Origin of the sequence: Pseudarthrobacter sulfonivorans, assembly GCF_031454915.1 — a bacterium.
In the GTDB taxonomy this organism is placed as follows: Bacteria; Actinomycetota; Actinomycetes; order Actinomycetales; family Micrococcaceae; genus Arthrobacter; species Arthrobacter sulfonivorans_C.
Window position 1 is genome coordinate 274,686 of the sequence record NZ_JAVDRS010000005.1, and the last position, 24,942, is coordinate 299,627.

Below are 24,942 nucleotides of genomic sequence, written 5' to 3' on the forward strand. Positions count from 1 at the left end.
TATCCGTGAGCACGGCTTCACGCCTCCCCCAGTTTGCCGGCCGCCTGACGTCGCGGCTGCCACGTACGGTCGATGCCCGCGTGCGGCGCCTCGCTGTGGCGTCACTCGTTGGCCAGACCTTGCTGATTGTCACCGGCGGCGCCGTCCGGCTGACCGCGTCCGGCCTGGGCTGCCCCACATGGCCGCGGTGTACCGATACTTCCCTGGTCAACACCCCGGAGATGGGGATCCACGGGTTCATCGAGTTCGGCAACCGGCTCCTGACCTTCGCCCTGGCAGCGGTGGCAGTGCTCATGCTGGTGTACTTGTGGAACCTTCGCAGGGAGCGCCGGGACTTGTTCCTCCTGGCGCTGGGCCTGCTGGCCAGCATCCCGGCGCAGGCAGTGATCGGCGGCATCACCGTGCTGACCAACCTCAATCCGTGGGTAGTGGGCATGCACTTCCTGGTGTCGATGGCACTGGTGGTCATCGCCACCCTGCTCGTCAACCGCGCCTACGGCAGGACCGGACGTTTCTCCTCCACGGCGCTGCCCGCGTTGCCGGGCGTACTGCGCCCGGTAGCATCCGCCGTCGCGCTCTTCTCAGCTCTCGCCGTGATGCTTGGCGTAGTAGTGACAGGCTCCGGTCCCCACGCCGGTGACGCCAACGCACCGCGCAACGGTCTCGACTGGGATCTGTTTTCCCACATTCACGCCGTACCGGCTTACCTGATCACGGCAGGGACCCTGTTTGCGCTGGTAATTGTCTTCGCCCGCCGTGTCCAGGGCCCGTACCGGACGGCCACGCTCCTCCTGCTGGGCATCACGCTGCTGCAGGCGGTCATCGGTTTCACGCAGTACTACAACGGCATTCCAGCACTGCTGGTAGGTGCCCACATGCTTGCCGCAGCGCTGCTCATGAGCGCCGCAACCAACGCCTGGGATCTTGCGCGCAGCAGCCCGGTCGCCACGCGGTAACGGCCGTTCCTTCCTGCAGATGCAGCGGGGCGCCCCCTGCATCTGCAGTTGACTGCTAACCGGCTACTACCCCCGCAGGGAGCGCGCCTGCGGCGTGTGCCGGGTCGAGGATCTCGATGCCCTCGGGTGTCACCAGGACTACCCGTGCCGTGCCGATGTCGTAGAACAAGCCCGTAGCCTGGACTGTCCCGCCGGTGAGGGCAGGGCCCACTACCGGGTGGCGGTCCAGCTTGGCCAGCTGCACGGCCACGTTCACCATGCCCAGCTGGTCAAGGCGGCTGTACCCGGCGTCGGCCGCTTCCCGGGCCACCGGATGGTTGCCAAGCAACTCCTTGTAGCTGGGACGGGCGTGATCGAGCCAGGCGTCAAACCCGGCGCCCAAAGCGGCCACTCCGGCCCCGTTGGCGTCCTGGATCAGGGCTTTCATGGCACCGCAGTTCGAGTGCCCGCAAATAACGATCGAATCCACATCCAAAGCATTCACCGCAAAGGACAGGACCGAGTCAATAGAGGCGTCCTGCCCGTCGTGGCACACCACGTTGCCTATATTGCGCAGGGTCAGCAGGTCCCCGGGGCCGCTGCTGGTAATCAGGTTGGGGTTGACGCGGGAATCCACGCAGGCAACGAACAAGGTATCGGGGTTCTGCACGTCTGTCAGGTCCTGCACCAGCGGACGGACCTGATCGGCAAACCGGCGGTGGTACTTGTTGATGCCCGCCAGGATGGACCGGAGCGGCTTCCTGGCCTGCTCGCCGGACGTCGTTCCGGCTTCAGCGGGCGCCGGTCCCCCGGCGGCACCCTGCCATGACGTCCGGGGCGGGAGGGGGAGCTCACGGGCGTCCTGACGCTTGGGCGGACGGGACGCGGCGTCCTGGAAGAGAGTATTGCCGTGTTCCTCGACGCTGACCGTCCCTCCCGTGGCCTGGTATTGCTGTTGCCATGCAATCAGCGACTCACGGAAGGCGTGGTCAAGGTAGTCGGCGTTCATCTCGACCACCACATCCTGGCTTTCCGGTACGGCGTGCAGTACCCGGTTGAGCCGCGGCAGGGCAAAAAAGCTGCACGAACCGGCAACGGTGATCCGCCAGATAGCCCCAGGGGTCGCCGGTTCGTGGGCCGTCACCTCCGCACGCAGCACCCGCCAGAGGACGCTGGCGGCGGCGAGGGAAAGGCCGATGATGACGCCTTCCAGCAGGTTGAGGAAGACCACGCACAACAGGGTGACGGCATAGATCGGGAGGTCGCCGGTGCGCAGGCTGGTGTGGATGTCGGCGATCTTTATCAGCCGGGCTCCAATCACCATGAGCAGCCCGGCCAGGACTGACAGCGGGATGAGCTGGATGAGGCCGGCGAAGAGTGCCGAAAAGACAAGGATCCAGATGCCATGGAGGATGGCGGAGGTGCGCGTCCTCGCCCCCGCTTCCACGTTGGTGGCGCTGCGTACTATGACGCCCGTGACAGGCAGTCCGCCGAGAGACCCGGACACGATGTTGGCGGCCCCCTGGCCCACCAGTTCCCTGTTGAGGTTGGTGCGCGGTCCGTTCTGCATCTTGTCCACCGCCACGGCGGAGAGCAGTGACTCGATGCTGGCAATCAGCGCCATGGAAATGACGGCGAAGGTGATGGCCTGCCAGTTGCCGTCCGGCAGTTCCGGCAGCGCCACGGCGTCGAAAATTGATCCATTGAAGGAGATCCGTTCAACGTCTGGTGCCAGGGCTACTGACAGTGCGGTGCCGACGACGACGGCGGCAAGCGGGCCGGGGATGCGCCGGACGGCAGCGGGGAGGTACTTCCACACCAGCAGGATGGCGATGACGGTAAGGCCCAGCAGGGCAGCATGAAGTTCCAGGTTGGTGATGGCAGCGGGCAGGGCCGCGAGGTTCTCCCCTGCAGAGCCCGCCGGCTGCGATCCGAGGAGGACGTGGATCTGCTGGAGCATGATGGTGATGCCGATGCCGGCCAGCATTGCCTTGACCACCACGGGTGAGACGGCCAGTGCGGACCGGCCCACACGGCTTGCCCCCAGGAGCACCTGTACGACGCCGGCCGCTGCAGTGATGGCGCACGTCGCCTGCCAGCCGAACTGCTCCGCAAGCCCCGCCACGATGACGGTCAGTCCTGCTGCCGGGCCGCTGACCTGCAGCGGCGAACCGCCCAGGCTGCCGGCAACCAGGCCCCCAACGGCGGCGGCGATGAGCCCTGCCATGATCGGGGCGCCGGATGCCGCAGCGATGCCGAGGGAGAGCGGCAGCGCCACCAGGAACACGACGAGGGAGGCGGGAAGGTCGGCGCCGAGATGACCCAGGAAAGCTTGGCGCCGCAACGTAAAACGGCCCGGGCGGGGCGAACCGGGGGGTGGCGGACTGTGATTGAGGGACGGGATATTAGGGAGACCGGGGGCCATGGATTTTCCTTTGCTTTCGGCAAGTATCGATTCCACCGTAACCATGGCATCACGGCATTTGACACTTAACGTGACAAAAATGACAGTTCTGTCATCCAGAGGAGGGTGCGCGTTATGCCCAGCGCGGCAGTCCGGCGTGAGGGTGGCTTGCCGCCTCAAGGTACGCCACCGACGTCGCCCGTTTCAGCCTCACGTAACAGCCCGACTGCCTGGCAGCCGAGGCGGAAGCGCCGCGGCCCACGACGGGCCGAAATCTTCCCCATCAGGACGCACTCTCATTTGATGTGCCAAATGCCCGGACGCTCTGTCAGTCCCTGCGGTGATTGGAGTGCCTCGCGTGACGTCGTCTGCAGAAACAGAAAACCCTCCCTCGCCTTCATGGCGAGGGAGGGTGCGGGACAGTCCTGAAGCAAGCGAGAGAGGGATGGCCGCAAACCCACGTTAAGTGAGAGAGCGTGTGGGGTGGGTGTTGGCGGCTGGGTTAGCCGATGATGGCGGACCCGACGAACGGATCAACGGCCAGAGCGATGAACAGCAAGGTCAGGTAGCTGATGGAGCCGTGGAAGACCTTCATGGCACGCTTGTCCGAAATGTCTTCGCGCTGCGCCCGGCTGTACAGGGCATGCGACTCATAAAGGAACCATGCTCCGGCAAGGACAGCCGTCACCGTGTATACCCAGCCTGCACCGCCGGCCGGAACCATCAGCAGCGAGCAGGCCACCATGGCCCACGCGTAGAGGACCACCTGGACGGAGACCACCTTGGCGCCGGCAATGGCACCGAGCATGGGCACATTGGCATTGCGGTAGTCCTCGCCGTAGCGCATGGACAGCGGCCAGTAGTGCGGCGGTGTCCACAGGAAAATCACCATAAACAGGATGATGGCCGGCATCTCCACGGTGTTGGTAACGGCGGCCCAGGCAATCACCACCGGGAAGCAACCCGCGGCACCGCCCCACACGATGTTCTGCGCGGTGCGGCGCTTCAGGATGATCGTGTAGATGACCACATAGAAGAAAATCGCGGCGAAACCGAGCCACGCGGCCAGCGGGTTTGCCCCGAACCAGAGAATAGCGATGGCCGCGGCACCGAGAAGCCAGGAAAAGACCAGCGCCTCACGAGGGGTCACCTCTCCGGTGACGAGCGGCCTGTTCTCCGTGCGGTGCATCAATTTGTCGATGTCGCGGTCGAGATAGCAGTTGAACGCCCCGGCGCTGCCGGCAGCGAAGGCGCCCCCCACCAGTGTGGCCAGGATCAGTCCGACGGACGGGAACCCGCGCTCGGCGTAAATCATGGTGGGCAGCGTACTGACGAGCAACAGCTCAATCACGCGCGGTTTGGTGAGGGCGAAATACGCCTTGGCCTTGCGGGCCAGCCCGGCTCTCCCTCGGGAGGGGGAAGCGTTAAGCGGCGTATCGGTTGTGCTCACGGTGGCAGTCACCCGTTCTGGTTGGCAGTTCTGTCTGGCGGTGCAGCTGGATCTTGAAGCCGTTGGTCCGGGCAACCCGCCAAAGATCATCAGACGTGGGGTCCCGGCAATGCCCTGAGTCTCCCGAAACCCCCGAGGGGTACGGTTACCCGGCGTCGGCCTCCGAATATCATACCGTGCGCATTTGTAACAGACGGCCCGTCAATAGGCCCTGATGATTGCTCGCAGGCCAATTCGAGCAGATTAACTCAAGCTCACGGAACAGTCATTCACATAAGGCGAAATTGCGTCCAAAAGGTGAGATTTGCGCTGACCGAAGAGTGGAATGGAGCTAAGCTGTCACCAGATCAGCACGCAATCGGAAAGCGGTGGAAACCGCGTTCCTGATGACAGTGTCTGAGTGATAGATCCACGTTTCGATGGTGAACGGCTGGTACACACCGCAGCGGGCACCTCAGCGTCCCCAGACCGGATCCGGTGTACTGCCCACCGTCAGCACAGAGAGGGGCCCGGTTTTCGTGCCACATTTGGAAGAGCAAGAACTGTCATGGACCAGCTTGGACCAGCGCGCGGTGGACACCGCCCGTGTTCTGGCCGCGGATGCAGTGGAGAAGGTTGGTAACGGACACCCCGGTACGGCCATGAGCCTGGCCCCGGCCGCGTACCTTCTCTTTCAGAAGCTCATGCGCCACGATCCGCGTAACCCGGACTGGCTGGGACGCGACCGGTTCATCCTGTCACCGGGCCACACCTCACTGACGCTTTACATCCAGCTGTTCCTCTCCGGCTACGGCCTGGAACTGAAGGACCTTCAGGCGCTCCGCACCTGGGATTCCCTCACTCCGGGCCACCCCGAGTACAAGCACACCGCGGGTGTGGAGATCACCACCGGCCCGCTGGGCCAGGGCCTGGCCTCCTCGGTGGGCTTCGCTTACTCCCAGCGCCGGATGCGCGGCCTGTTCGACGCCGATGCTGCCGAGGGCACGTCCCCGTTCGATCACACCATCTGGGTCATTGCCTCCGACGGCGACGTCCAGGAAGGTGTCACGGCTGAGGCTTCCTCGCTGGCCGGGCACCAGGAACTGGGCAACCTCGTGGTGGTCTACGACGAGAACCACATCTCCATCGAGGACGACACCGACATCTCCTTCACCGAGGACGTGCTCAAGCGCTACGAGGCCTACGGCTGGCACACCCAGCGCGTGGACTGGACCAAGACCGGCGAATACGTCGAAGACGTCCAGGAACTCTACTCCGCCCTGCTCGCCGCGAAGGCCGAGACGTCCAAGCCGTCCATCATCTCGCTGCGCACCATCATCGGGTACCCGGCACCGAAGAAGCAGAACACCGGCAAGATCCACGGTTCAGCCCTGGGTGCCGAGGAGGTTGCAGGCCTGAAGTCCGTGCTGGGCTTCGATCCGGCCAAGTCCTTCGAGGTGGACCAGGACGTCCTGGCCCACGCCCGCTCCGTGGTTGACCGCGGCGCCGCGGCCCGCAAGGAATGGGAAGAGTCCTTCAACGCCTGGCAGGCGGCCAACGGGGAAGGCGCAGCACTCCTGCAGCGCATCGAGGCCCGGGAACTGCCCGCCGGCCTGGATGCAGCCCTGCCGGTGTTCGAAGCCGGCAAGGACGTCTCCACCCGTGCAGCGTCGGGCAAGGTCCTCAATGCACTCGGCCCGGTCATGCCGGAACTGTGGGGCGGCTCGGCTGACCTCGCCGAATCCAACAACACCACCATCGAAGGCTCGCCGTCGTTCGTGCCCGCGTCCAAGCAGACAGATGCCTGGTCCGGAAACCCCTACGGCCGCGTCCTGCACTTCGGCATCCGTGAGCACGCCGCGGCCTCGATCGTGAACGGCATCTCGCTGCACGGCCGGACCCGCGCGTTCTCCGGCACGTTCCTGATCTTCAGCGACTACCAGCGCCCCGCCATCCGCCTCGGTGCACTGATGGGTGTCCCGTCGCTGTACGTCTGGACGCACGACTCCATTGGCCTGGGCGAGGACGGCCCCACCCACCAGCCGGTGGAGCAGCTCGCCACCCTGCGCGCCATTGTGGGCCTGGACGTGGTCCGTCCCGGTGACGCGAACGAGGTCGCCGTGGCGTGGAAGACCATGCTGGAGAACCACGAGAACCCGGCAGGCATCGTCCTGACCCGCCAGAACATCCCCACCTACGCGCGTGGTGAAGGTGCGGCCGACGGCGATACGTTCGGTTCCGTTGCCGGCGTCGCCAAGGGCGGCTACGTCCTCGCCGAAGCGGCCAAGGACGGCGCAACCGTTCCGGCCGATGTGCTGCTGATCGGCACCGGCTCCGAGGTCCAGCTGGCCGTCCAGGCCCGCGAAGCCCTCCAGGCTGAAGGCATCGCTGCCCGCGTCATCTCGATGCCGTGCGTTGAGTGGTTCAACAAGCAGGACGCCGCCTACCGCGAGTCCGTGCTTCCCGCCGCCGTCAAGGCCCGCGTTTCGGTTGAAGCCGGCCTGGCACTGGGCTGGAGGGAGTTCGTCGGCGACGCCGGCCGCTCCGTCAGCCTCGAACACTACGGCGCTTCCGCTGACTACAAGCGCCTCTTCAAGGAGTTCGGCATCACCGCGGAGGCAGTCGCCGCCGCCGCCAAGGACTCCCTCGCTGGCCTGCAGGCCTAACCCAGAATTCAGGAGATAACACCATGACTACCCCTACACAGCAGCTCTCCGACGCCGGAGTATCCATCTGGCTCGATGACCTTTCCCGCACCCGCCTCGAGACCGGCACGCTGCGCAAGCTGATCGAAGAGAAGAACGTGGTTGGTGTGACCACCAACCCGTCCATCTTCCACGCCGCCATTACCTCCGGCACGGACTACGACGCCACCATCGCAGCCCAGGCAGCCGCCGGCGCCACCATCGAAGAGACCATCTTCGAAATCACCACCACCGACGTCGCCGACGCCTGCGACCTGTTCGCCCCTGTGGCAGCAGCGACCAACGGTGTTGACGGCCGCGTGTCCATCGAAGTTGACCCGCGCCTCGCCTGGGACACGGCCGGCACCATCGCCGAAGCCAAGCACCTGTACAAGAAGGTCAACAAGGACAACGTCCACATCAAGATCCCGGCAACCCTTGAAGGCCTCGAAGCGATCACCGCTACCCTCGCCGAGGGCATCAGCGTCAACGTGACCCTGATCTTCTCGCTCGAACGCTACCGCGCCGTCATCAACGCCTTCCAGCTTGGCCTGGAGCAGGCCAAGGAAAACGGCCACGACCTGTCCAAGATCCACTCGGTCGCGTCGTTCTTCGTCTCCCGCGTGGACTCCGAAATCGACAAGCGCCTCGACGCCATCGGCACCGAGGAAGCCAAGGCCCTCAAGGGCAAGGCGGGTGTGGCCAACGCCCGCCTGGCCTACCAGGTCTACGAAGAGCTCTTCTCCACCGAACGCTGGGCCCTCCTCGCCGAAGCCGGCGCACTCCCCCAGCGCCCGCTGTGGGCCTCCACCGGCGTCAAGGACCCCGCCTACCCCGACACCCTGTACGTCACCGAGCTCGTCGCCCCGGGCGTGGTGAACACCATGCCCGAGAAGACCCTCGACGCCACGTTCGACCACGGCGTGGTCACCGGTGACACCATCACCGGCACTTACACCGAGGCCAACGCCACGCTGGACGCACTGGAGGCGCTCGGCGTCTCCTACAACGAGGTTGTCGCGCTCCTGGAATCCGAAGGCCTCGACAAGTTCGTGGCCAGCTGGAAGGAACTGCTGGCCGACGTCGAAGGCGCCCTCGCCTCTGCACGGAAGGCTTCCTAACCCACTATGAGCACTCTCAGCTACGACGCCACCGGTGCCGCGCAGCAGGCACTTGAGCAGCATCTGCCCGTCCTTGTGGCGGACCGTATTGCTACCCGGATCTTCGCGAAGGACCACACTTTGTGGGGTCCTGACGCGGAGGCCGAGTCTGCTGTCCGCCTCGGCTGGGTTGAGGCGGCCAGCGTCTCGCAGGCCCTGGTGCCCGGCATCCTTGAGCTCCGTGATGCCCTGAAGGCTGACGGTGTGACCCGGATCGTGCTGTGCGGCATGGGCGGATCCTCGCTGGCTCCCGAGGTCATCGCCGGCACCGCTGGCGTCGAGCTGACTGTGCTGGACAGCACGGACCCCGATCAGGTCCGTGCTGCCCTCGCGGACCGGCTGGCCGAAACCGCGATTGTGGTTTCCTCCAAGTCCGGTTCCACCCTGGAGACCGACTCCCAGCGGCGGATCTTCGAGCACGCTTTCACGGCGGCGGGTATCGATGCGAAGAGCCGGATCATCATTGTCACCGATCCCGGGTCCCCGCTGGATAAGGCGTCCCGTGAGGCCGGTTACCGGGCCGTGTTCAATGCGGACCCGAACGTCGGCGGCCGTTTCTCGGCCCTGACCGCGTTCGGCCTGGTGCCTTCGGGCCTGGCCGGTGTTGATATCCAGGCGTTCCTGGATGAGGCCGAGGAAGCCGCCGAGATCCTGAACGAGGACGCTGCGGAGAACATCGGGCTGGCCCTCGGGACAGCCCTGGGCGGAACCAGCCCGCTGCGGAACAAGATTGTCATTGCCGAGGACGGCTCCGGCATTGTGGGCTTCGCGGACTGGGCCGAACAGCTCATCGCCGAATCCACCGGCAAGTCCGGCACGGGGGTCCTGCCGGTCGTGGCGGGCCCCGCCGCGCCCGAGACCACCTCGGGTGCCGCCGATGTCCTGGTGGTCCGGCTGGTCGCAGCGGACGCCGACGTCGAGCTCGGCGAGAATGAAGTGGCGATCGCCGGCGGCCTCGCAACGCAGATGATGGTGTGGGAGTTCGCCACGGCCGTTGCTGGCCGTTTGCTGGGGATCAACCCGTTCGATCAGCCTGACGTGGAAGCGGCGAAGGTGGCCGCCCGCGGCCTGCTCGACGCGCAGCCCGAACCCACGCCCGCTGCCTTTACCGATGGCACCATCGAGGTCCGCGGCGGTGACTGGCTCCGCGGTGCAGCCACCGCCGAGGAAGCCATCGGCGCCCTCCTGGGAACGCTCGACGACGAGAGCTACCTCAGTGTCCAGGCCTACTTTGACCGGCTGGCCTTCGCTGAACTGGAAGGCATCCGCGACCAGCTCGCCGCCGCCAGCGGCCGTCCGGTCACGTTCGGCTGGGGTCCGCGCTTCCTGCACTCGACCGGGCAGTTCCACAAGGGTGGCCCCGCGATCGGCGTGTTCCTCCAAGTCACCGCGGCTCCCGCCGAAGACCTGGCCATCCCGGACCGTCCCTTCACGTTTGGGGAACTGATCTCCGCCCAGGCCGCCGGCGACGCCCAGGTCCTGGCCGGCCACGGGCGCCCGGTCCTGCGCCTGCACCTTACCGACCGCGCCACCGGCGTTGCACAGCTGCAGGGTATCTTCGCAGCGCTTGCCGCCGGGTCAGCATCCCTCTCCGACAGCTAAGGCTCAACCGCTACCATGCCAGAAACTGAAAACGGCAGGAATTCCACCACGCGTTCCAGCAGATCAGGGCGTAATCCGCTCAGGGATCCGCGGGACCGCCGTCTGAACCGGATTGCCGGGCCGTCGTCGTTGGTGCTCTTTGGTGTCACGGGGGATCTTGCCCGGAAGAAGCTGATGCCGGCGGTGTATGACCTGGCGAACCGGGGGTTGTTGCCGCCGAGTTTCGCGTTGGTGGGGTTCGGCCGCCGTGCGTGGTCGGACGCGGATTTCGCCGCGGAGGTGAAGGCGTCGGTGCAGGCCTCTGCGCGGACCCCGTTTGATGAGGCGGTGTGGAACCAGCTCGCGGAGGGTATCCGTTTTGTCCGGGGCGAGTTCGATGATGATGACGCGTTCGAGCGGCTCGGCGGGGTCATCGATGAGCTTGATGAGGTCCGCGGCACGCGGGGGAACCACGCGTTTTATCTTTCGATCCCGCCGAAGGCGTTCGAGCAGGTCTGCCGGCAGCTGTCCAAGCATGGCCTGGCGCAGGCTGAGGGGGATAAGTGGCGGCGGGTGGTGATCGAGAAGCCGTTCGGTCATGACCTGGACTCGGCCCGGCAGCTGAACGACATTGTCGAGTCGGTGTTCCCGCCGGACGCGGTGTTCCGGATCGATCATTACCTGGGGAAGGAGACGGTGCAGAACATCCTGGCGCTGCGGTTCGCGAACCAGTTGTTTGAGCCGTTGTGGAACGCGAATTACGTGGACCATGTGCAGATCACGATGGCCGAGGACATCGGCACCGGCGGCCGGGCGGGGTATTACGACGGTGTGGGCGCGGCGCGGGATGTGATCCAGAACCACCTGTTGCAGTTGCTGGCGTTGACGGCGATGGAGGAGCCGATCTCCTTCAACGCGGACGATTTGCGGGCGGAGAAGGAAAAGGTCCTGGCCGCGGTGAAGCTCCCGGAGGATTTGTCGACGCATTCGGCCCGGGGGCAGTTCGCCGGCGGCTGGCAGGGCGGGGAACAGGTCCAGGGTTACCTGGACGAGGACGGGATCCCGGCGGATTCGAAGACCGAAACGTTCGCCGCGATCCGGGTGGATATCCATACCCGCCGCTGGGCCGGGGTGCCGTTTTACCTGCGGGCCGGCAAACGTTTGGGCCGGCGGGTGACGGAGATCGCGGTGGTGTTCAAACGCGCCCCGAACCTGTTGTTCCGTGACCATGGCGAGGATGACTTTGGCCAGAACGCGGTGGTGATCCGGGTCCAGCCCGATGAGGGGGCGACGATCCGGTTCGGGTCCAAGGTCCCGGGCACGCAGATGGAAGTCCGGGACGTGACCATGGACTTCGGCTACGGGCATTCCTTCACCGAGTCCTCCCCGGAGGCGTATGAGCGGCTGATCCTGGACGTGCTCCTGGGGGAGCCGCCGCTGTTCCCGAGGCATGAGGAAGTGGAACTGTCCTGGAAGATCCTGGACCCGTTCGAAGATTACTGGGCGTCCCTGGACGGGCAGCCCGAACCCTACGCCCCGGGAAGTTGGGGGCCCGCCAGCGCTGATGAGCTGCTGGCCCGTGACGGACGAACCTGGAGAAGGCCATGATTGTTGACTTGCCGGACACCACCACCTCGAAGATCTCCAAGAAGATCATGTCCCTGCGCGAGCAGGGCGGCGTGATCGCCCTGGGCCGGGTCCTGACCCTGGTGGTCGTGACCCGGTCCGGGCTCGAGGAGGAAGCGATCGAGGCCGCGAACGAGGCCAGCCGGGAACACCCCTGCCGGATCATCGTCCTCGCCGACGCCGGGGCCCAGGCCCCGGACCGGCTCGACGCGCAGATCCGGGTCGGCGGGGACGCCGGCGCCTCCGAAGTCATCGTGCTGCGCGGCTACGGCGAACTCGCCCACGAGTCCGAGTCCCTGGTCGCGGCCCTGCTGCTCCCGGACGCCCCGATCGTGGCCTGGTGGCCGCACGGGGCACCCGAGAACGCCTGCGAAACCTCCGTGGGCCGGATCGCGCACCGCCGGATCACCGACTCCGCGAACGAACCGGACCCCCAGCGGGCCCTGGAGAACATCCGGACCACGTACAAGGCCGGCGACACCGACCTCGCCTGGACCCGGCTGACGAACTGGCGGATCCAGCTCGCGGCCGTCCTGGACCAGGTAGACGGCTCCCCCGTCACCGCCGTCGCCGTCGAAGGCGCCTCCGACTCCCCCTCGACCATCCTGCTCGCGGCCTGGCTGACCCTGGCCCTGGACGCCCCCGTGACCATCGTCGCGGACCCCGCCGGGACCGGCATCCGCCGGGTCCGGCTCACCCGGCCCGGCGGCGACGTCCAGCTCTTCCGGCCAGGACTCTCCATCGCCGAACTCACCCAACCCGGCCAGCCAGCCCAACGCATCTCCCTCCCACGCCGCAGCCTCAAAGACTGCCTCGCCGAAGAACTCCGCCGCCTCGACCCCGACGAAGTCTTCGGCGAAGTGATTACTATTGGACTGCCACGAACCAATCTAAGGAGCGTCCGACCTAGTGAGCGTTGAGCCCAGAGTAAGCATCCACCCTGATTCGTCCGTCCTGATGGCCGCCATCGCGGCCCGCCTGATCACCAAGCTGGTGGACGTGCAGGATAAACACGGTGAGGCCACGGTGGTGCTGACCGGCGGTACCGTGGGCATCGGTACGCTGAAGGCTGTTGCCGACTCACCGGCGGCGCCTGCCGTCGACTGGTCGAAAGTGAACTTTTGGTGGGGCGACGAACGGTTCGTGGGCTCCGATGATCCGGACCGCAATACCAGGCAGGCGTTTGATGCCCTCCTCGCCCACATCCCGGTTGATCCGGCCAGGATCAACCAGCCCGCGTCCACGGACGACTTTGACACTCCCGAAGAAGCCGCGGAGGACTACGCCCGGCGGTTGCGGGAGGCAGCCCAGGCCGAACACGCTGCAGACATGTCAGATGACCGGCCGGACGAAGCGGGTCAGTTGCCTCGGCTGGACGTCGTGTTGCTGGGTGTAGGGCCCGATGCCCATGTGGCTTCGCTGTTCCCGGAACAGGGCGGTATCCGGGAGAAGGAACGGACCGTGGTGGGTGTGCGCAACTCCCCCAAGCCGCCGCCGCAGCGTATTTCCCTCACCCTGCCCGCTATTAACACCGCTGCCGAGGTATGGATGGTGGTGGCCGGTGAAGACAAGGCCGGCGCGGTCGGTCTGGCGCTGGCAGGCGCCAACCCCGTGCAGGTGCCCGCTGCAGGGCCCCGCGGTACCTCCCGCACGTTGTGGCTTATTGACGAAAATGCCGCCTCAAGGGTCCCGCAGCAGCTCGTCCGGAAGGACGCCGCCGGCGCGTAGTTTTTCCAGCGCTCCGGCCAGGACGTCTTCGGCGTCCTGGTCGGAGCGCCGCTCTTTAACGTATTCAAGGTGGGTCTTATAGCCCTCTTCGAGCGGTCCGTCCTGCGCGGCTTGCTGCCCGTCCCTGGACGCCGGGGAACCACACCGCCGGCAATCCCAGCTGACAGGAATCTGTTCGTCTGGCAGCCGAAGGAAAACGAGCTGGGTCTCATGGCCCTTGGCGCACCAATAGGACACCCGGATCCGGGGTACTGTTTCGCCCGAGGCCTCGGACTGGTTCTTGGGACCGGCACCTTCTGTCACACCCACCCGGGTGCCACGGAATGCTGACGCGCTATGTACCATCGGGACTCCTGGCTGCTTAAACGACACTGTTTAAACGAAACTGTGGCTGTTGGAAGCCAACAGCCACAGTTTAGTTCGGAGATCCCCGTGGCGGCAGTGCCGCGCCACGATCAGTTGGAAGTCCCTAGGAGTCGCCTGCCCCGCTGAACCGCATCAGCAGGCCCAAGGCAATGATGACGACACCCCAGGTGACGCCCAGCACCACGGTGAACCTGTTCAGGTTGCGCTCTGCAACACCCGAGGAACTCAGGCCGGAGCTCATACCGCCGCCGAACATGTCCGACAGGCCGCCGCCCCGTCCCTTATGAAGCAGGATGAGCAGCGTCAGCAGAAGGCTGGTAATGCCCAGGAGAATCTGCAGAATGACATGAAGAACGTCCACGACGGCCTTTCAGAAGATTGGAAATGCGGGAGCCTGGTGGTGCAGACGGACTAATCCGTCAGCAGGTGACTCTCGAACCTGACAATATTAGCAAACTCAGCGGGATCAAGGCTGGCCCCGCCCACCAACACGCCGTCAACGTCCCGTTCGTCCAGGATCGCCGCAACGTTGTTTGCCTTGACTGAACCGCCGTACAGTAGACGGATCTTCGCTGCAACGTCGTCCCCAAAGATGGTGGAGAGTTCGGCCCGGATGGCGGCGCACATTTCCTGGGCGTCCTCCGGACCTGCCACTTCACCGGTGCCGATGGCCCACACGGGCTCGTAGGCCACTACCAGCTCGGCCGCCTGCTCCGAGGTAAGACCGGCCACGTCGGCGCGGAGCTGGGTCAGGGTGTGCTCGACGTGTGTTCCGGCCTGGCGGATTTCCAGCCCTTCGCCCACGCACAGCACCGGGGTGACGCCATGCTTGTAGGCGGCCTTCACCTTGGCATTCAGGACGTCATCTGATTCGTTGTGGATGGTGCGGCGTTCGCTGTGGCCCACCAGCACGTACCGGCAGCCCAGCTTGTTCAGGAACTGGCCGGAGATGTCGCCGGTGTAGGCGCCGGAGTCGAACTGGGACAGGTCCTGGCCGCCATAGGCGACGTCGAGTTCATCGCCCTGGACCAGCGTCTGCACACCGCGGAGGTCGGTGAATGGCGGAAAGACTGCAACCTCTACACGGCTGTAGTCGTGCTTGGCGTCGGACAGGGTCCAAGCCAGCTTCTGCAGCAGGGTGATGCCCTGGACATGGTCCATGTTCATCTTCCAGTTGCCCGCAATGAGAGGCGTGCGGTCAAAGGCGCCGTTCGTAGACGTAGTCACGTGTTCTCCAAAAGTCTTGATATGTGTGCGGCCGGCAGGGTACCCGCGGGCACCCTGCCGGCCGGAGGACTTGGCAGTCCAGGTTCCTAGCGGTCCAGGACGCTGAGTCCCGGGAGTTCCTTGCCTTCAAGATATTCCAGGCTGGCGCCGCCGCCGGTGGAAATATGACCGAACTGGTCATCCGCGAAGCCAAGGGTTCGAACTGCTGCCGCGGAGTCTCCGCCGCCCACAACAGTGAACGCCTCAGCTTCGGTGAGCGCCTTGGCCACTGCACGGGTTCCGCCGGAGAAGGCTTCGAATTCGAAGACGCCCATGGGCCCGTTCCAGAACACCGTTTTGGCGCCCTTAATCCGGTCCGCGAACGCGGCTGCCGAGTCCGGGCCAATGTCCAGGCCAATGCCCTGCGCGCCGAAGCTGCTTCCTTCGATGCCGTCCGCGGGGACCGTTTCGTGGTCAGCGTCCGCAGCGAACTTGCTGGCCACCACAACGTCGGTGGGCACGATGAACTCCGTACCGGCGTCCGCCGCGCGCTTGAGGTAGTCCTGGACCACCGGGATTTGGTCCTCTTCGAGGAGGCTGCCGGCCACGCGATGGCCTTCAGCTGCCAGGAACGTGAAGAGCATCCCGCCGCCCACCAGGATGGTGTCAGCCTTGCCGATCAGGTTGTCGATGACCGCCAGCTTGTCGGAAACCTTGGAGCCACCGAGCACAACCACGTACGGCCGCTGAGTGTCGGCAGTCAGCTTCCGCAGGACCTCCACCTCGGTGTGCACCAGGTCGCCCTGGTAGGACGGCAGCCGGGTGGCGACGTCGTAAACGCTGGCGTGCTTGCGGTGCACAGCACCGAAAGCGTCGTCGACGAAGGCGCCGTTCCCTGCGGTCAGGGCTACGAGCTCGTCCGCGAAGGCGCCGCGTTCGGCGTCGTCCTTGCTGGTTTCGCGAGCGTCAAAGCGGACGTTCTCCAGCACAAGCACCTGGCCGTCCTGCAACGAGGCGGCGAGTTCCTTGGCGGAGCTGCCCACAGTGTCCCCCGCGAGGGTGACGCTGAACGGAGCGAGCTCCGCGAGGCGGGCAGCAGCAGGCTTGAGGGAGTATTTGTCTTCGGGAGCGCCCTTGGGGCGTCCGAGGTGGGCTGTTACCAGCACGCGGGCACCGGCGTCCGTGAGCTTCGTCAGCACTGGCAGTGAGGCCTTGATGCGGCCGTCGTCAGTCACTGTAGAGCCGTCGAGCGGCACATTCAGGTCACTTCGAACCAGAATGTACCGCCCGCGGACACCTTCAGCGATCAGTTCGTTGAGGGTGTGGAATGTCATGTGTCTAACCCTAGCCCAGCTTGGCTGCGACGAGCTCCGTCAGGTCCACGAGGCGGTTGGAGTAGCCCCATTCGTTGTCATACCAGGACACAACCTTGACCTGGTTGCCGATGACCTTGGTCAGGCCAGAGTCGAAGATCGAGGACGCCGGGTCCCCCACGATGTCCGAGGACACGATCGGGGCATCGGTGTAGGTCAGGATGCCCTGGAATTCGTCGGACTCGGCGGCTTTCTTCAGTGCCGCGTTGACTTCCTCGACGGTGGTCTCACGGGAGACGGTGACGGTGAGGTCCGTGGCGGAGCCGGTGGGAACAGGGACGCGGATGGCGTAGCCGTCGAGCTTGCCCTTGAGCTCGGGCAGCACCAGGCCGATTGCCTTGGCTGCACCGGTGGAGGTGGGGACCATGTTGATGGCAGCGGCGCGGGCGCGGCGGAGGTCGTTGTGCGGGCCGTCCTGCAGGTTCTGGTCTGCCGTGTACGCGTGGATGGTGGTCATCAGGCCACGCTCGATACCGAACGTGTCGTTGATGACCTTGGCCAGCGGGCCGAGGCAGTTGGTGGTGCAGGATGCGTTGGAAATGATGTTGTGGGCCGCGTTGTCGTACAGGCCATCATTCACACCCATCACGATGGTGATGTCTTCATCCGAAGCGGGAGCGGAGATCAGGACCTTCTTGGCGCCGGCGTCGATGTGCTTCTGAGCGGCAGCTGCCTTGGTGAAGAAACCGGTGGACTCGATGACGATGTCGACACCAAGCTCGCCCCAGGGCAGGTTTGCGGGATCGCGTTCGGCGAGAACCTTGATGACATTGCCGTCGACAACAATGTTGCCGTCCTTGACCTCAACGGTTTCCTTCAGGCGACCACCGACGGAGTCGTACTTGAGCAGGTGGGCCAGCGCCTCGGGGCTGGTGAGGTCGTTGACTGCCACGATCTCGAGGTCCGCGCCCTGTGCGAGTGCTGCGCGGAAGTAGTTGCGGCCGATGCGGCCGAAGCCGTTGATACCAATACGGGTCGTCACTTTTTCAGTCTCCTTGGTGCTTGATTAAGCACAACTAGTTGAGCGGGCGTTGAAGCCAACTAACAGATCCCGCACGCCATTGGGCAGAGATGATTAACAGAACGGAGGGCGACCAGCCTCGTTGCTGAAGGCTAACCGCCTTCCGTGATCCATCTTACGTTTAAGTTGGTCCGCCCCCGCAAGTGCGGGGGCGGACCTTCCCCAATTCGGCCGAAATCACGCCGAAATGTGAGGTTTGTTACACGCTCATTTACTGCGGGTCACTACGGCAGGGTAATGAGACCCGTCGCGTTGGCGCGGGCAGCGTCGAAGCGCTTGGCGACGTCGGCCCAGTTGACGATGTTCCAGAAGGCCTTGACGTAGTCGGCCTTGACGTTGACATAGTCCAGGTAGAACGCGTGCTCCCACATGTCGAGCATGAGCAGCGGCGTGGTGCCCAGCGCTACATTGCCCTGCTGATCGTAGAGCTGCTCGATGACCAGGTTGCCACCGATCGGCTCGTAGGCCAGGAAGCCCCAGCCAGATCCCTGCAGGCCAAGGGCGGCCGCCGAGAACTGGGCGCGGAAGGCGTCGAAGGAACCAAAAGCGTCGTCAATCGCTGCGGCCAGTTCGCCCTCCGGCTTGTCGCCGCCGTCCGGGGACAGGTTGTTCCAGAACACCGAGTGGTTGATGTGGCCACCGGTGTGGAACGCGAGGTCCTTGGAAAGGCGGTTGATGTTGGCGAAATCGCCCTTGTCGCGGGCTTCGGCCAGCTGCGCGAGGGCGTTGTTGGCCCCAGCGACGTAGGCTGCATGGTGCTTGCTGTGGTGCAGCTCCATGATCCGCGCCGAAATGTGCGGCTCAAGCGCCGCATAGTCGTAGCTGAGTTCTGGCAGTACGTACTCGGTCACAAAATCCTCCAATGTCGTGGACGGTCTGTCCGGGTTGTAACTCTCGGATTGTGCATCCGGATGACTGGCATCCGGAAGATCAGGGTGAACGCTCTGATTCTAGGACGCCGTTACTCGTCCAGCATTTCAGGCGTCACATTGGCATCCGTGCCGGGTATGCCGAGGTCAATGGCACGTTTGTCCGCCATGGCCAGCAGACGGCGGATGCGGCCGGCGATGGCGTCCTTGGTCATGACGGGATCAGCCAGGCGCCCCAGCTCGTCCAGGCTGGCCTGTTTGTGGGCCACCCGGAGTTCGCCGGCGTATTTGAGGTGGTCCGGGACGTCGTCGCCCAAAATCTCCAGGGCACGGTCCACTCTGGCGCCGGCTGCCACCGCTGCCTGGGCCGAACGCCGCAGGTTGGCGTCATCGAAGTTGGCCAGCCTGTTGGCAGTGGCACGAACCTCCTTGCGCATCCGGCGTTCCTCCCAGACCATCAGTGCATCATGGGCACCCATGCGGGTCAGGAGTGCCGCGATGGTGTCGCCGTCGCGGATGACTACGCGGTCCACTCCCCTGACCTCCCGGGCCTTGGCCTGGATGCCGAGGCGACGGGCCGCCCCGACCAGGGCCAGCGCCGACTCGGGACCGGGGCACGTTACCTCCATGGAGGACGAACGGCCCGGCTCTGTGAGGGAACCGTGGGCGAGAAAAGCCCCGCGCCACACCGCCTCGGCGTCAGCGGCAGAACCGTTGACTACCGCCGAGGGCAGGCCGCGCACGGGACGCCCGCGCCCGTCCAGGAGGCCGGTTTGGCGGGCCAGGGATTCGCCGTCGCGGACCACCCGCACCACATAACGGCTGCCGCGGCGCAGTCCCCCGCCGGACACCACGATGATTTCACTTTGGTGGCCATACACTTCGGCGATGGCCGCACGCAGGCGGCGTGCCGTGGACGCGAGGTCGACTTCCGCCTCGATGACGATCCGGCCAGAGATGATGTGCAGGCCGCCGGCGAACCGGAGCATCGTGGAAACCTCAGCCTTGCGTACTGATGATTTCTTGATGTCCAAACGGGACAGTTCTTCTTTGACTGATGATGTCAGTGCCATGGCACCTTCCTAACTGTTCCCAAAAATGTCGTGGTACGCCGCTGCCAGACGCAGGGGGTCATGGACGGGTCGGCGGCCCGACGCCCCCACTTTACCCAACACAACCTCGGCACCGATCATCTCCGCGGCTTTCTCGAACTCCTGCAGGTCCGGCACCGAGGCGGGATCGGCCAGGACGACGTCGACGCTGAAGTCCGGTGCGTACCTGCGCAGGGCGTGAAGGTGGTCAGCGGCCGACATCCCTGTGGTCTCTTTGGTATCGGTGGCCAGGTTCATGGTGAGGCAGCGTTTCGCGGCCGTTGCGCTGAGGGCGGCGCGCATTTCCGGGAGCAACAGGTGCGGGAGCACGGACGTGTACCACGATCCGGGCCCCAGGATGATCCAGTCGGCCAGCTCGATGGCCGTCAGCGCCTCGGTGCACGCGGGTGCCTGTTCGGGCAGGAGCCGGACCTGTTCCAGCGAGCCGGCAACGGCGCAGCGCGCCTGGCCGCGGACCGTCTGCAGCACGGATTCACCGCTGGGTGAGGTCACGCGGATGTCACCCTCGATGGTGAGCGGGACGGTGGACATCGGCAGCACCTGGCCCCGTGCCCCCAGCAGGGCGCCGGCCCACTTGAGCCCGGCCACGGCGTCACCGAGCAGTTCCCAGAGGGTGACGATGAGCAGGTTGCCGGTCGCGTGGTCGTCGAGGGAGCCGCCGCGGCCTTTGCCCGGCTGGAAGCGGTGCTGCATAACGTCGCGCCAGGTGCGGCCCCAGTCGGTATCGTCGCACAGCGCGGAAAGCGCCATGCGGAGGTCTCCGGGCGGGAGGACACCGTACTCTTCACGCAGCCGCCCGGATGACCCGCCGTCGTCCGCCACTGTGACAATGGCGGTCAGCTCGGTGGTGAGCAGCCGCAGGGCCGACAACGATGCCGACAGGCCGTGGCCGCCACCGAGCGCCACAACGTTAGGGCCCTTGTCTTGCTGGCCGCTTGCCGTTCCGCTGGAAAGCGGTACCAACGGCAGCGGACCGGTGAGCATCCCCATTATTCGCGGCCCAGATCCCGGTGGGTGGTGGTGACAGTCACGCGGGGGTACTGCGCCAGTTTCTTGGAAAGCTCCACTGCGACCGCCACCGAACGGTGCTTGCCGCCGGTGCAGCCGACGGCGATGGTGGCGTAATGCTTGTTTTCGCGCCGGTACCCGTCCAGGACAGGCTCCAGGGCCAACACGTAGCGGTCCACGAAGTTCTTCACGCCTTCGGCTTCAAGGACGTAATCACTGACGTCCTTGTCCAGGCCCGTGTGCGGGCGAAGCTGCGGCACCCAGTGCGGATTGGGGATGAACCGGACGTCCGCGACGTAGTTTGAGTCAACGGGCAGGCCGTACTTGAAGCCAAAACTCATGACGTTGAGCCGGAGGGCCACCGGGCCGGTCTCGGTGAACAGTTCTGTGATTGCGGTGGCCAGGCCGTGGACGTTGTAGTCAGAGGTATCGAGTACGACGTCGGAGCTGTCCCGCAGCTCCTTCAGCACCTCCCGCTCGGCTGCTATGCCGTCGAGGATCCGGCCGCCTTCCTGGAGCGGGTGGGGCCTGCGGCCCTGCTCGAAGCGGCGCACGAGGACGTCGTCGTTGGCGTCCAGGAACAGCACCCGGAACGTGACGCCGCTGGCCGCCAGTGCGCCGAGCGTGGCCCGCATGTCCGCAAAGAGGCCCTTGCTGCGCACATCCATGACAACGGCCAGCCGCGGAATGGACTGCGGCGCGTGCGAGACCAGTTCGGCGAGGGTTCCGAGCATCTGCGGCGGAAGATTTTCCACGACGTACCAGCCATGGTCCTCCAGTGCGTCCGCGGCAGTGCTGCGGCCCGCTCCAGACATGCCTGTGACCACCAGCAGTTCCGCTTCGAGGGGCTTGACCGGCGTCATGCCGTCCTGCTCCATCCCGGATTCCGCCGTTGAATCTGCCATTCGTTCCGCCCCGTTCTGTCCTGTGTCATGCACGCAACCGCGTCGGCGGAAACCTGCGTTCCTTACCCTACCTAGGTTTCAATTATTTCGCCGGTGGTCATATTGATGGCCGGAACGTTGCCACCAGCCGCTTCCTCGCCGCTGAAGTGGGCCACGATGGCACTGGCCAGGGAAGGGCCGATGCCCTTCGCGGCCGTGAGCTCCACAGCGGTGGCAGCTTTCACACCCTTGACGGACCCGAAGTGGTCCACAAGGGCCTTTCGCTTGGACTCCCCCAGCCCCGGCACTCCATCCAAGGCTGAGAGCGTCATGGCCTTGCCGCGCTTCTGCCGGTGGAAGGTGATGGCGAAACGGTGAGCTTCGTCGCGGATCCGCTGCAGCATGTAGAGGCCCTGCGACGTCCGCGGCAGGATCACCGGGAAGTCGCTGTCAGGAAGCCAGACTTCCTCCAGGCGTTTGGCCAGGCCCACCACGTACACGTCGTCGATGCCGAGCTCCGCCAAGGCCCGCGCCGCGGCATTCACCTGGGGCTGGCCGCCGTCCACCACTACGAGGTTCGGGGGGTAGGCAAATTTTGCCCGCGGCGCCGCCGTGGTGGTGTCCAGGACCGCGGCATCGGCGGCCGCATTGAGGGCTGCCTGGTGCCCCGCCAGTGCGGCGGCTTCAACCTGGGCCGTCTTGTCCTGCAGGTAATAGCGGAACCGGCGGGTGAGGACGTCGTGCATGGCAGCGGTATCGTCTGCCGCTGCTGCCCCGGTGACGGAGAACTTCCGGTAGTCGGATTTCTTGGGCAGGCCGTCCTCCACCACCACCATGGACGCCACCACGTTGGTGCCCTGGACATGCGAGATGTCGAAGCACTCAATGCGCAGGAGCGGCACCGGCAGGTCCAGTGCCTCCTGCAGCTCCTGGAGTGCCTGCGAGCGGACCGTCAGGTCTCCGGCCCTCCGGGTCTTGTGCAGTTTCAGTGCGTGCTCGGCATTTTCCCGGACAGTGGACATCAGCGCGGCCTTGTCACCTCGCTGCGGCACCCTGATGTCCACTTTGGCACCGCGCAGGCCGCCGAGCCATTCCGTCAACTCCGCCGCATTGCTGGGTCCCACAGGCACAAGGACTTCGCGGGGCAGTCTGCCGTGGCTGTCGCCGTCTTCCCCGTAGACCTGCTGAAGCAGATGCTCCACCAGGTCGGGGGTGGTGGAGTCTTCCACCTTTTCAACAACCCAGCCGCGTTGCCCGCGGACCCGGCCGCCCCTGACATGGAAGACCTGGACTGCGGCCTCCAACTCGTCCTCGTGCAAGGCGAACACATCAGCGTCGGTATCCTCGGCGAGAACTACGGCGTTGCGTTCAAAGACTTTCCGCAGCGCCGAGATGTCGTCACGGAGCCGCGCCGCGCGCTCGTAATCGAGGGTGGCCACCGCTTCGGCCATCTGCTTTTCGAGTTTGGAGATGAAGCGCTTGGCTTCGCCACCCATAAAGGCACAGAAGTCCTCGGCCAGGGCACGGTGCTCTTCCGGAGTCACCCGGCCCACACAGGGTGCGGAGCATTTGTCGATGTAGCCGAGGAGGCAGGGACGGCCGCTGGCCTGGGCCCGTTTGAGGACGCCCGGGCTGCAGCTGCGGACCGGGAAGACCCGCAGGAGCGTGTCCATGGTTTCCCGGATGGCGCCGGCGGTGTAGGGCCCGAAGTACCGCGTGCCTTTGCGCCGGTCCCCCCGCATGACCTGGACCCTGGGGAGCTTCTCGCTCATGGTCAGGGCCAGGTAGGGGTAGGTTTTGTCATCCCGGAAAACCACGTTGAAGCGCGGCTTGAACTCCTTGATCCAGGTGTATTCAAGCTGCAGCGATTCAAGTTCGCTGCCCACCACGGTCCACTCCACGCTGCTGGCCGCGTAGACCATTGCATGGGTTTTAGGCAGGAGGCCGGCGGGGTTGGCGAAGTAGGAATTCAGGCGGGACCGGAGGCTCTTGGCTTTGCCGACGTAAATGACCCGGCCGTGGGGATCGCGGAACCGGTACACCCCTGGATTGGTGGGAATCTCACCCGTCTGGGGCCTGTAAGTTGTTGGATCTGCCACTACTTAAGTCTACTAACGCTTAGTCCGTGGCCTTGCTCTGGTTGTAACTGGTGGAGCGTTCCTGGCCGCTGAGTTCGGCGATGGCGTCCATAATGCGGTCCGTCACCTGCCGCCGCGCGGGCAGCGAATGATCCGGGCCGGTCTTGTCGAAGTACAGCGGCTCCCCCACTTTCATGGTGAAGTGATGTGGTTTGAAGCCCTTCTCACCGGCGGGCTGAAGGTTTTCCGTCCCGATCAGTCCAACCGGGATCACGGGAGCCCCGGTTGCCAGTGCAAGCCAGCCCACGCCGGTGCGGCCGCGGTAGAGAATACCGTCCCGCGACCGTGTGCCTTCAGGGTAGATGCCGATGCCCTTGCCGTCCTCCAGGATGTCCAGGAGGGTTTTGAGCGCCTGGACGCTTGCTGCCTGCTCGCCGCGCTCCACGGGGATGGAGCCCACGGATTCAAAGAAGGATTTCATGACCTTTCCCTTCACGCCACCGGTGGTGAAGTACTCGGCTTTGGCGAAGAAGGCCACCGGCCGCGGCATCAGTGCCTGGACGATGACGCTGTCAAAGAAGGAAAGATGGTTCGGGGCCACAATGAAAGGCCCCTCTTTTGGAACGTTTTCAAGGCCGACGACGGTGGGCCGGCAGGTGCCAGCGACGAGCCCGCGAAATGTCCAGCGGACCGCTTCAAACAGCGCCATCGTTACGCACCTCGCTCATCGCAGCGGTGTGGATGGCTTCGAGCCGTTCGATGGCAGTGACCATGCCGGTGGTGTCCTCCACCACGGATACCGCACCGGCGTCGTCAAGTTCGCCGTCGGGGGCAAAGCCCCACGCTACGCCGATGCAATCGAGCCCATTGGCGATGGCGCCGGCCACGTCCTGGGCGCGGTCGCCCACCATCACAGCGTGCTGGGTGGAGAGGTCCGCAAGGGCAGCGGCGATGATGCCGGCTTTGCCGATGGGACCGTCCGTGGCTGATTCGTTGTCCGAGGATCCCCTGATCGACTGGAACAGGCCGGCGATGCCGTGGTGCTGCAGCACAATCTGCGCCAGCCCTTCAGGCTTCTGGGTGGCCACAGCGACAGGCCGGCCCTCCGCGGCAAAGCTTTCCAGCACGTCTTTGATCCCGGGGTACAGGCGGCTCTGGGCGATTCCGGTAGCCAGGTAGTACTGGCGGTAGCGCCGGATGACGTCGTCCAACTTGTCTGCCGGAACCATGGCCACACTGAGCAACGAGTCGCTCAGCTTGGGGCCGATCATCGCGGCCAGTAGGTCGGGGTCAGGAACCGGGAGATCGGCGGCCACCAGGGCCGCCGCGATTCCATCGGTAATTCCGCCTGCCGGATCGACAAGAGTGCCGTCCAGGTCAAAGATCACGGGCACTTTTGTTTGAGTCACCGGCTTAGTTTCTCACGACACCGCGCATGGCTGAAACTCGCATGCCCGACACGGCATACGTGGAGGTGG

The 24,942-nt window shown here is 65.2% G+C and carries 21 protein-coding genes; 7 read left to right on the forward strand and 14 right to left on the reverse strand.

Annotated elements, in window-relative coordinates:
- Window positions 1-5 precede the first annotated feature (5 nt).
- Window positions 6-956, forward strand: a complete 951-nt coding sequence (locus J2808_RS13690; RefSeq protein WP_309817474.1) for a COX15/CtaA family protein — start codon at window positions 6-8, stop codon at window positions 954-956.
- A 55-nt stretch (window positions 957-1,011) separates the two neighbouring features.
- Here J2808_RS13690 and J2808_RS13695 read toward each other — a convergent pair whose 3' ends face one another.
- Entirely contained in the window at window positions 1,012-3,360 is a 2,349-nt protein-coding gene (locus J2808_RS13695; protein WP_309817477.1) for a bifunctional SulP family inorganic anion transporter/carbonic anhydrase, read from the reverse strand.
- 481 nt (window positions 3,361-3,841) lie between these two features.
- On the reverse strand, window positions 3,842-4,801 hold the full coding sequence (locus J2808_RS13700) for a heme o synthase (protein WP_309817479.1): 960 nt from the start codon (window positions 4,799-4,801) through the stop codon (window positions 3,842-3,844).
- A 515-nt stretch (window positions 4,802-5,316) separates the two neighbouring features.
- On the opposite strand from J2808_RS13700, the gene tkt reads away from it, so the two are divergent.
- Genes tkt through pgl form a run of 6 tightly spaced genes read left to right on the forward strand, consistent with a single transcriptional unit; the run spans window position 5,317 to window position 13,547 of the window.
- On the forward strand, window positions 5,317-7,434 hold the full coding sequence (gene tkt / locus J2808_RS13705) for a transketolase (protein ID WP_309817655.1): 2,118 nt from the start codon (window positions 5,317-5,319) through the stop codon (window positions 7,432-7,434).
- A gap of 23 nt (window positions 7,435-7,457) precedes the next feature.
- Window positions 7,458-8,573, forward strand: a complete 1,116-nt coding sequence (gene tal, locus J2808_RS13710) for a transaldolase (RefSeq protein ID WP_309817481.1) — start codon at window positions 7,458-7,460, stop codon at window positions 8,571-8,573.
- Between the two features lie 6 nt (window positions 8,574-8,579).
- Entirely contained in the window at window positions 8,580-10,214 is a 1,635-nt protein-coding gene (locus J2808_RS13715; RefSeq protein WP_309817483.1) for a glucose-6-phosphate isomerase, read from the forward strand.
- Window positions 10,215-10,229: 15 nt separating this feature from the next.
- Window positions 10,230-11,801, forward strand: coding sequence for a glucose-6-phosphate dehydrogenase (gene zwf, locus J2808_RS13720; RefSeq protein WP_309817486.1), 1,572 nt, complete (start codon window positions 10,230-10,232; stop codon window positions 11,799-11,801).
- Window positions 11,798-12,739 carry a glucose-6-phosphate dehydrogenase assembly protein OpcA gene (locus J2808_RS13725; protein ID WP_309817489.1) on the forward strand — a complete coding sequence of 314 codons (942 nt, stop codon included), beginning with the start codon at window positions 11,798-11,800 and terminating at the stop codon, window positions 12,737-12,739. Before zwf ends, J2808_RS13725 begins: the two co-directional genes overlap by 4 nt.
- The gene (pgl, locus tag J2808_RS13730) at window positions 12,729-13,547 is read left to right on the forward strand and encodes a 6-phosphogluconolactonase (RefSeq protein WP_309817490.1); all 819 of its coding nucleotides are present in this window, start codon (window positions 12,729-12,731) and stop codon (window positions 13,545-13,547) included. Before J2808_RS13725 ends, pgl begins: the two co-directional genes overlap by 11 nt.
- Here the strand turns inward: pgl and J2808_RS13735 are convergent.
- From J2808_RS13735 to J2808_RS13790, 12 genes are all read right to left on the reverse strand, one after another.
- Complete coding sequence (locus tag J2808_RS13735) at window positions 13,500-13,892, reverse strand: RNA polymerase-binding protein RbpA (RefSeq protein ID WP_309817493.1); 393 nt, start codon at window positions 13,890-13,892, stop codon at window positions 13,500-13,502. The genes pgl and J2808_RS13735 overlap by 48 nt on opposite strands.
- A gap of 124 nt (window positions 13,893-14,016) precedes the next feature.
- Window positions 14,017-14,274 (reverse strand): preprotein translocase subunit SecG, encoded by a 258-nt coding sequence (secG, locus tag J2808_RS13740; protein WP_164199881.1) that lies wholly within the window; start codon window positions 14,272-14,274, stop codon window positions 14,017-14,019.
- A 50-nt stretch (window positions 14,275-14,324) separates the two neighbouring features.
- Window positions 14,325-15,140 carry a triose-phosphate isomerase gene (tpiA, locus tag J2808_RS13745; protein WP_309817497.1) on the reverse strand — a complete coding sequence of 272 codons (816 nt, stop codon included), beginning with the start codon at window positions 15,138-15,140 and terminating at the stop codon, window positions 14,325-14,327.
- An 86-nt stretch (window positions 15,141-15,226) separates the two neighbouring features.
- The gene (locus tag J2808_RS13750; protein WP_309817501.1) at window positions 15,227-16,453 is read right to left on the reverse strand and encodes a phosphoglycerate kinase; all 1,227 of its coding nucleotides are present in this window, start codon (window positions 16,451-16,453) and stop codon (window positions 15,227-15,229) included.
- Between the two features lie 10 nt (window positions 16,454-16,463).
- Window positions 16,464-17,474, reverse strand: coding sequence for a type I glyceraldehyde-3-phosphate dehydrogenase (gap, locus tag J2808_RS13755; RefSeq protein WP_309817502.1), 1,011 nt, complete (start codon window positions 17,472-17,474; stop codon window positions 16,464-16,466).
- Window positions 17,475-17,737: 263 nt separating this feature from the next.
- On the reverse strand, window positions 17,738-18,364 hold the full coding sequence (locus tag J2808_RS13760; protein WP_309817505.1) for a superoxide dismutase: 627 nt from the start codon (window positions 18,362-18,364) through the stop codon (window positions 17,738-17,740).
- A gap of 110 nt (window positions 18,365-18,474) precedes the next feature.
- On the reverse strand, window positions 18,475-19,455 hold the full coding sequence (whiA, locus tag J2808_RS13765; protein WP_164199892.1) for a DNA-binding protein WhiA: 981 nt from the start codon (window positions 19,453-19,455) through the stop codon (window positions 18,475-18,477).
- Window positions 19,456-19,464: 9 nt separating this feature from the next.
- Window positions 19,465-20,484 (reverse strand): gluconeogenesis factor YvcK family protein, encoded by a 1,020-nt coding sequence (locus J2808_RS13770; RefSeq protein ID WP_309817511.1) that lies wholly within the window; start codon window positions 20,482-20,484, stop codon window positions 19,465-19,467.
- Window positions 20,484-21,407: an RNase adapter RapZ gene (rapZ, locus tag J2808_RS13775; RefSeq protein WP_309817513.1), complete on the reverse strand. Its 924-nt coding sequence runs from the start codon at window positions 21,405-21,407 to the stop codon at window positions 20,484-20,486. The genes J2808_RS13770 and rapZ overlap by 1 nt, the downstream gene beginning before the upstream one ends.
- A 71-nt stretch (window positions 21,408-21,478) precedes the next feature.
- Window positions 21,479-23,485, reverse strand: a complete 2,007-nt coding sequence (gene uvrC, locus J2808_RS13780; RefSeq protein WP_309817514.1) for an excinuclease ABC subunit UvrC — start codon at window positions 23,483-23,485, stop codon at window positions 21,479-21,481.
- Window positions 23,486-23,504: 19 nt separating this feature from the next.
- Window positions 23,505-24,173: a lysophospholipid acyltransferase family protein gene (locus J2808_RS13785; protein ID WP_309817516.1), complete on the reverse strand. Its 669-nt coding sequence runs from the start codon at window positions 24,171-24,173 to the stop codon at window positions 23,505-23,507.
- Window positions 24,160-24,873 (reverse strand): HAD hydrolase-like protein, encoded by a 714-nt coding sequence (locus J2808_RS13790; protein WP_309817518.1) that lies wholly within the window; start codon window positions 24,871-24,873, stop codon window positions 24,160-24,162. Before J2808_RS13790 ends, J2808_RS13785 begins: the two co-directional genes overlap by 14 nt.
- Between the last annotated feature and the right edge of the window lie 69 nt (window positions 24,874-24,942).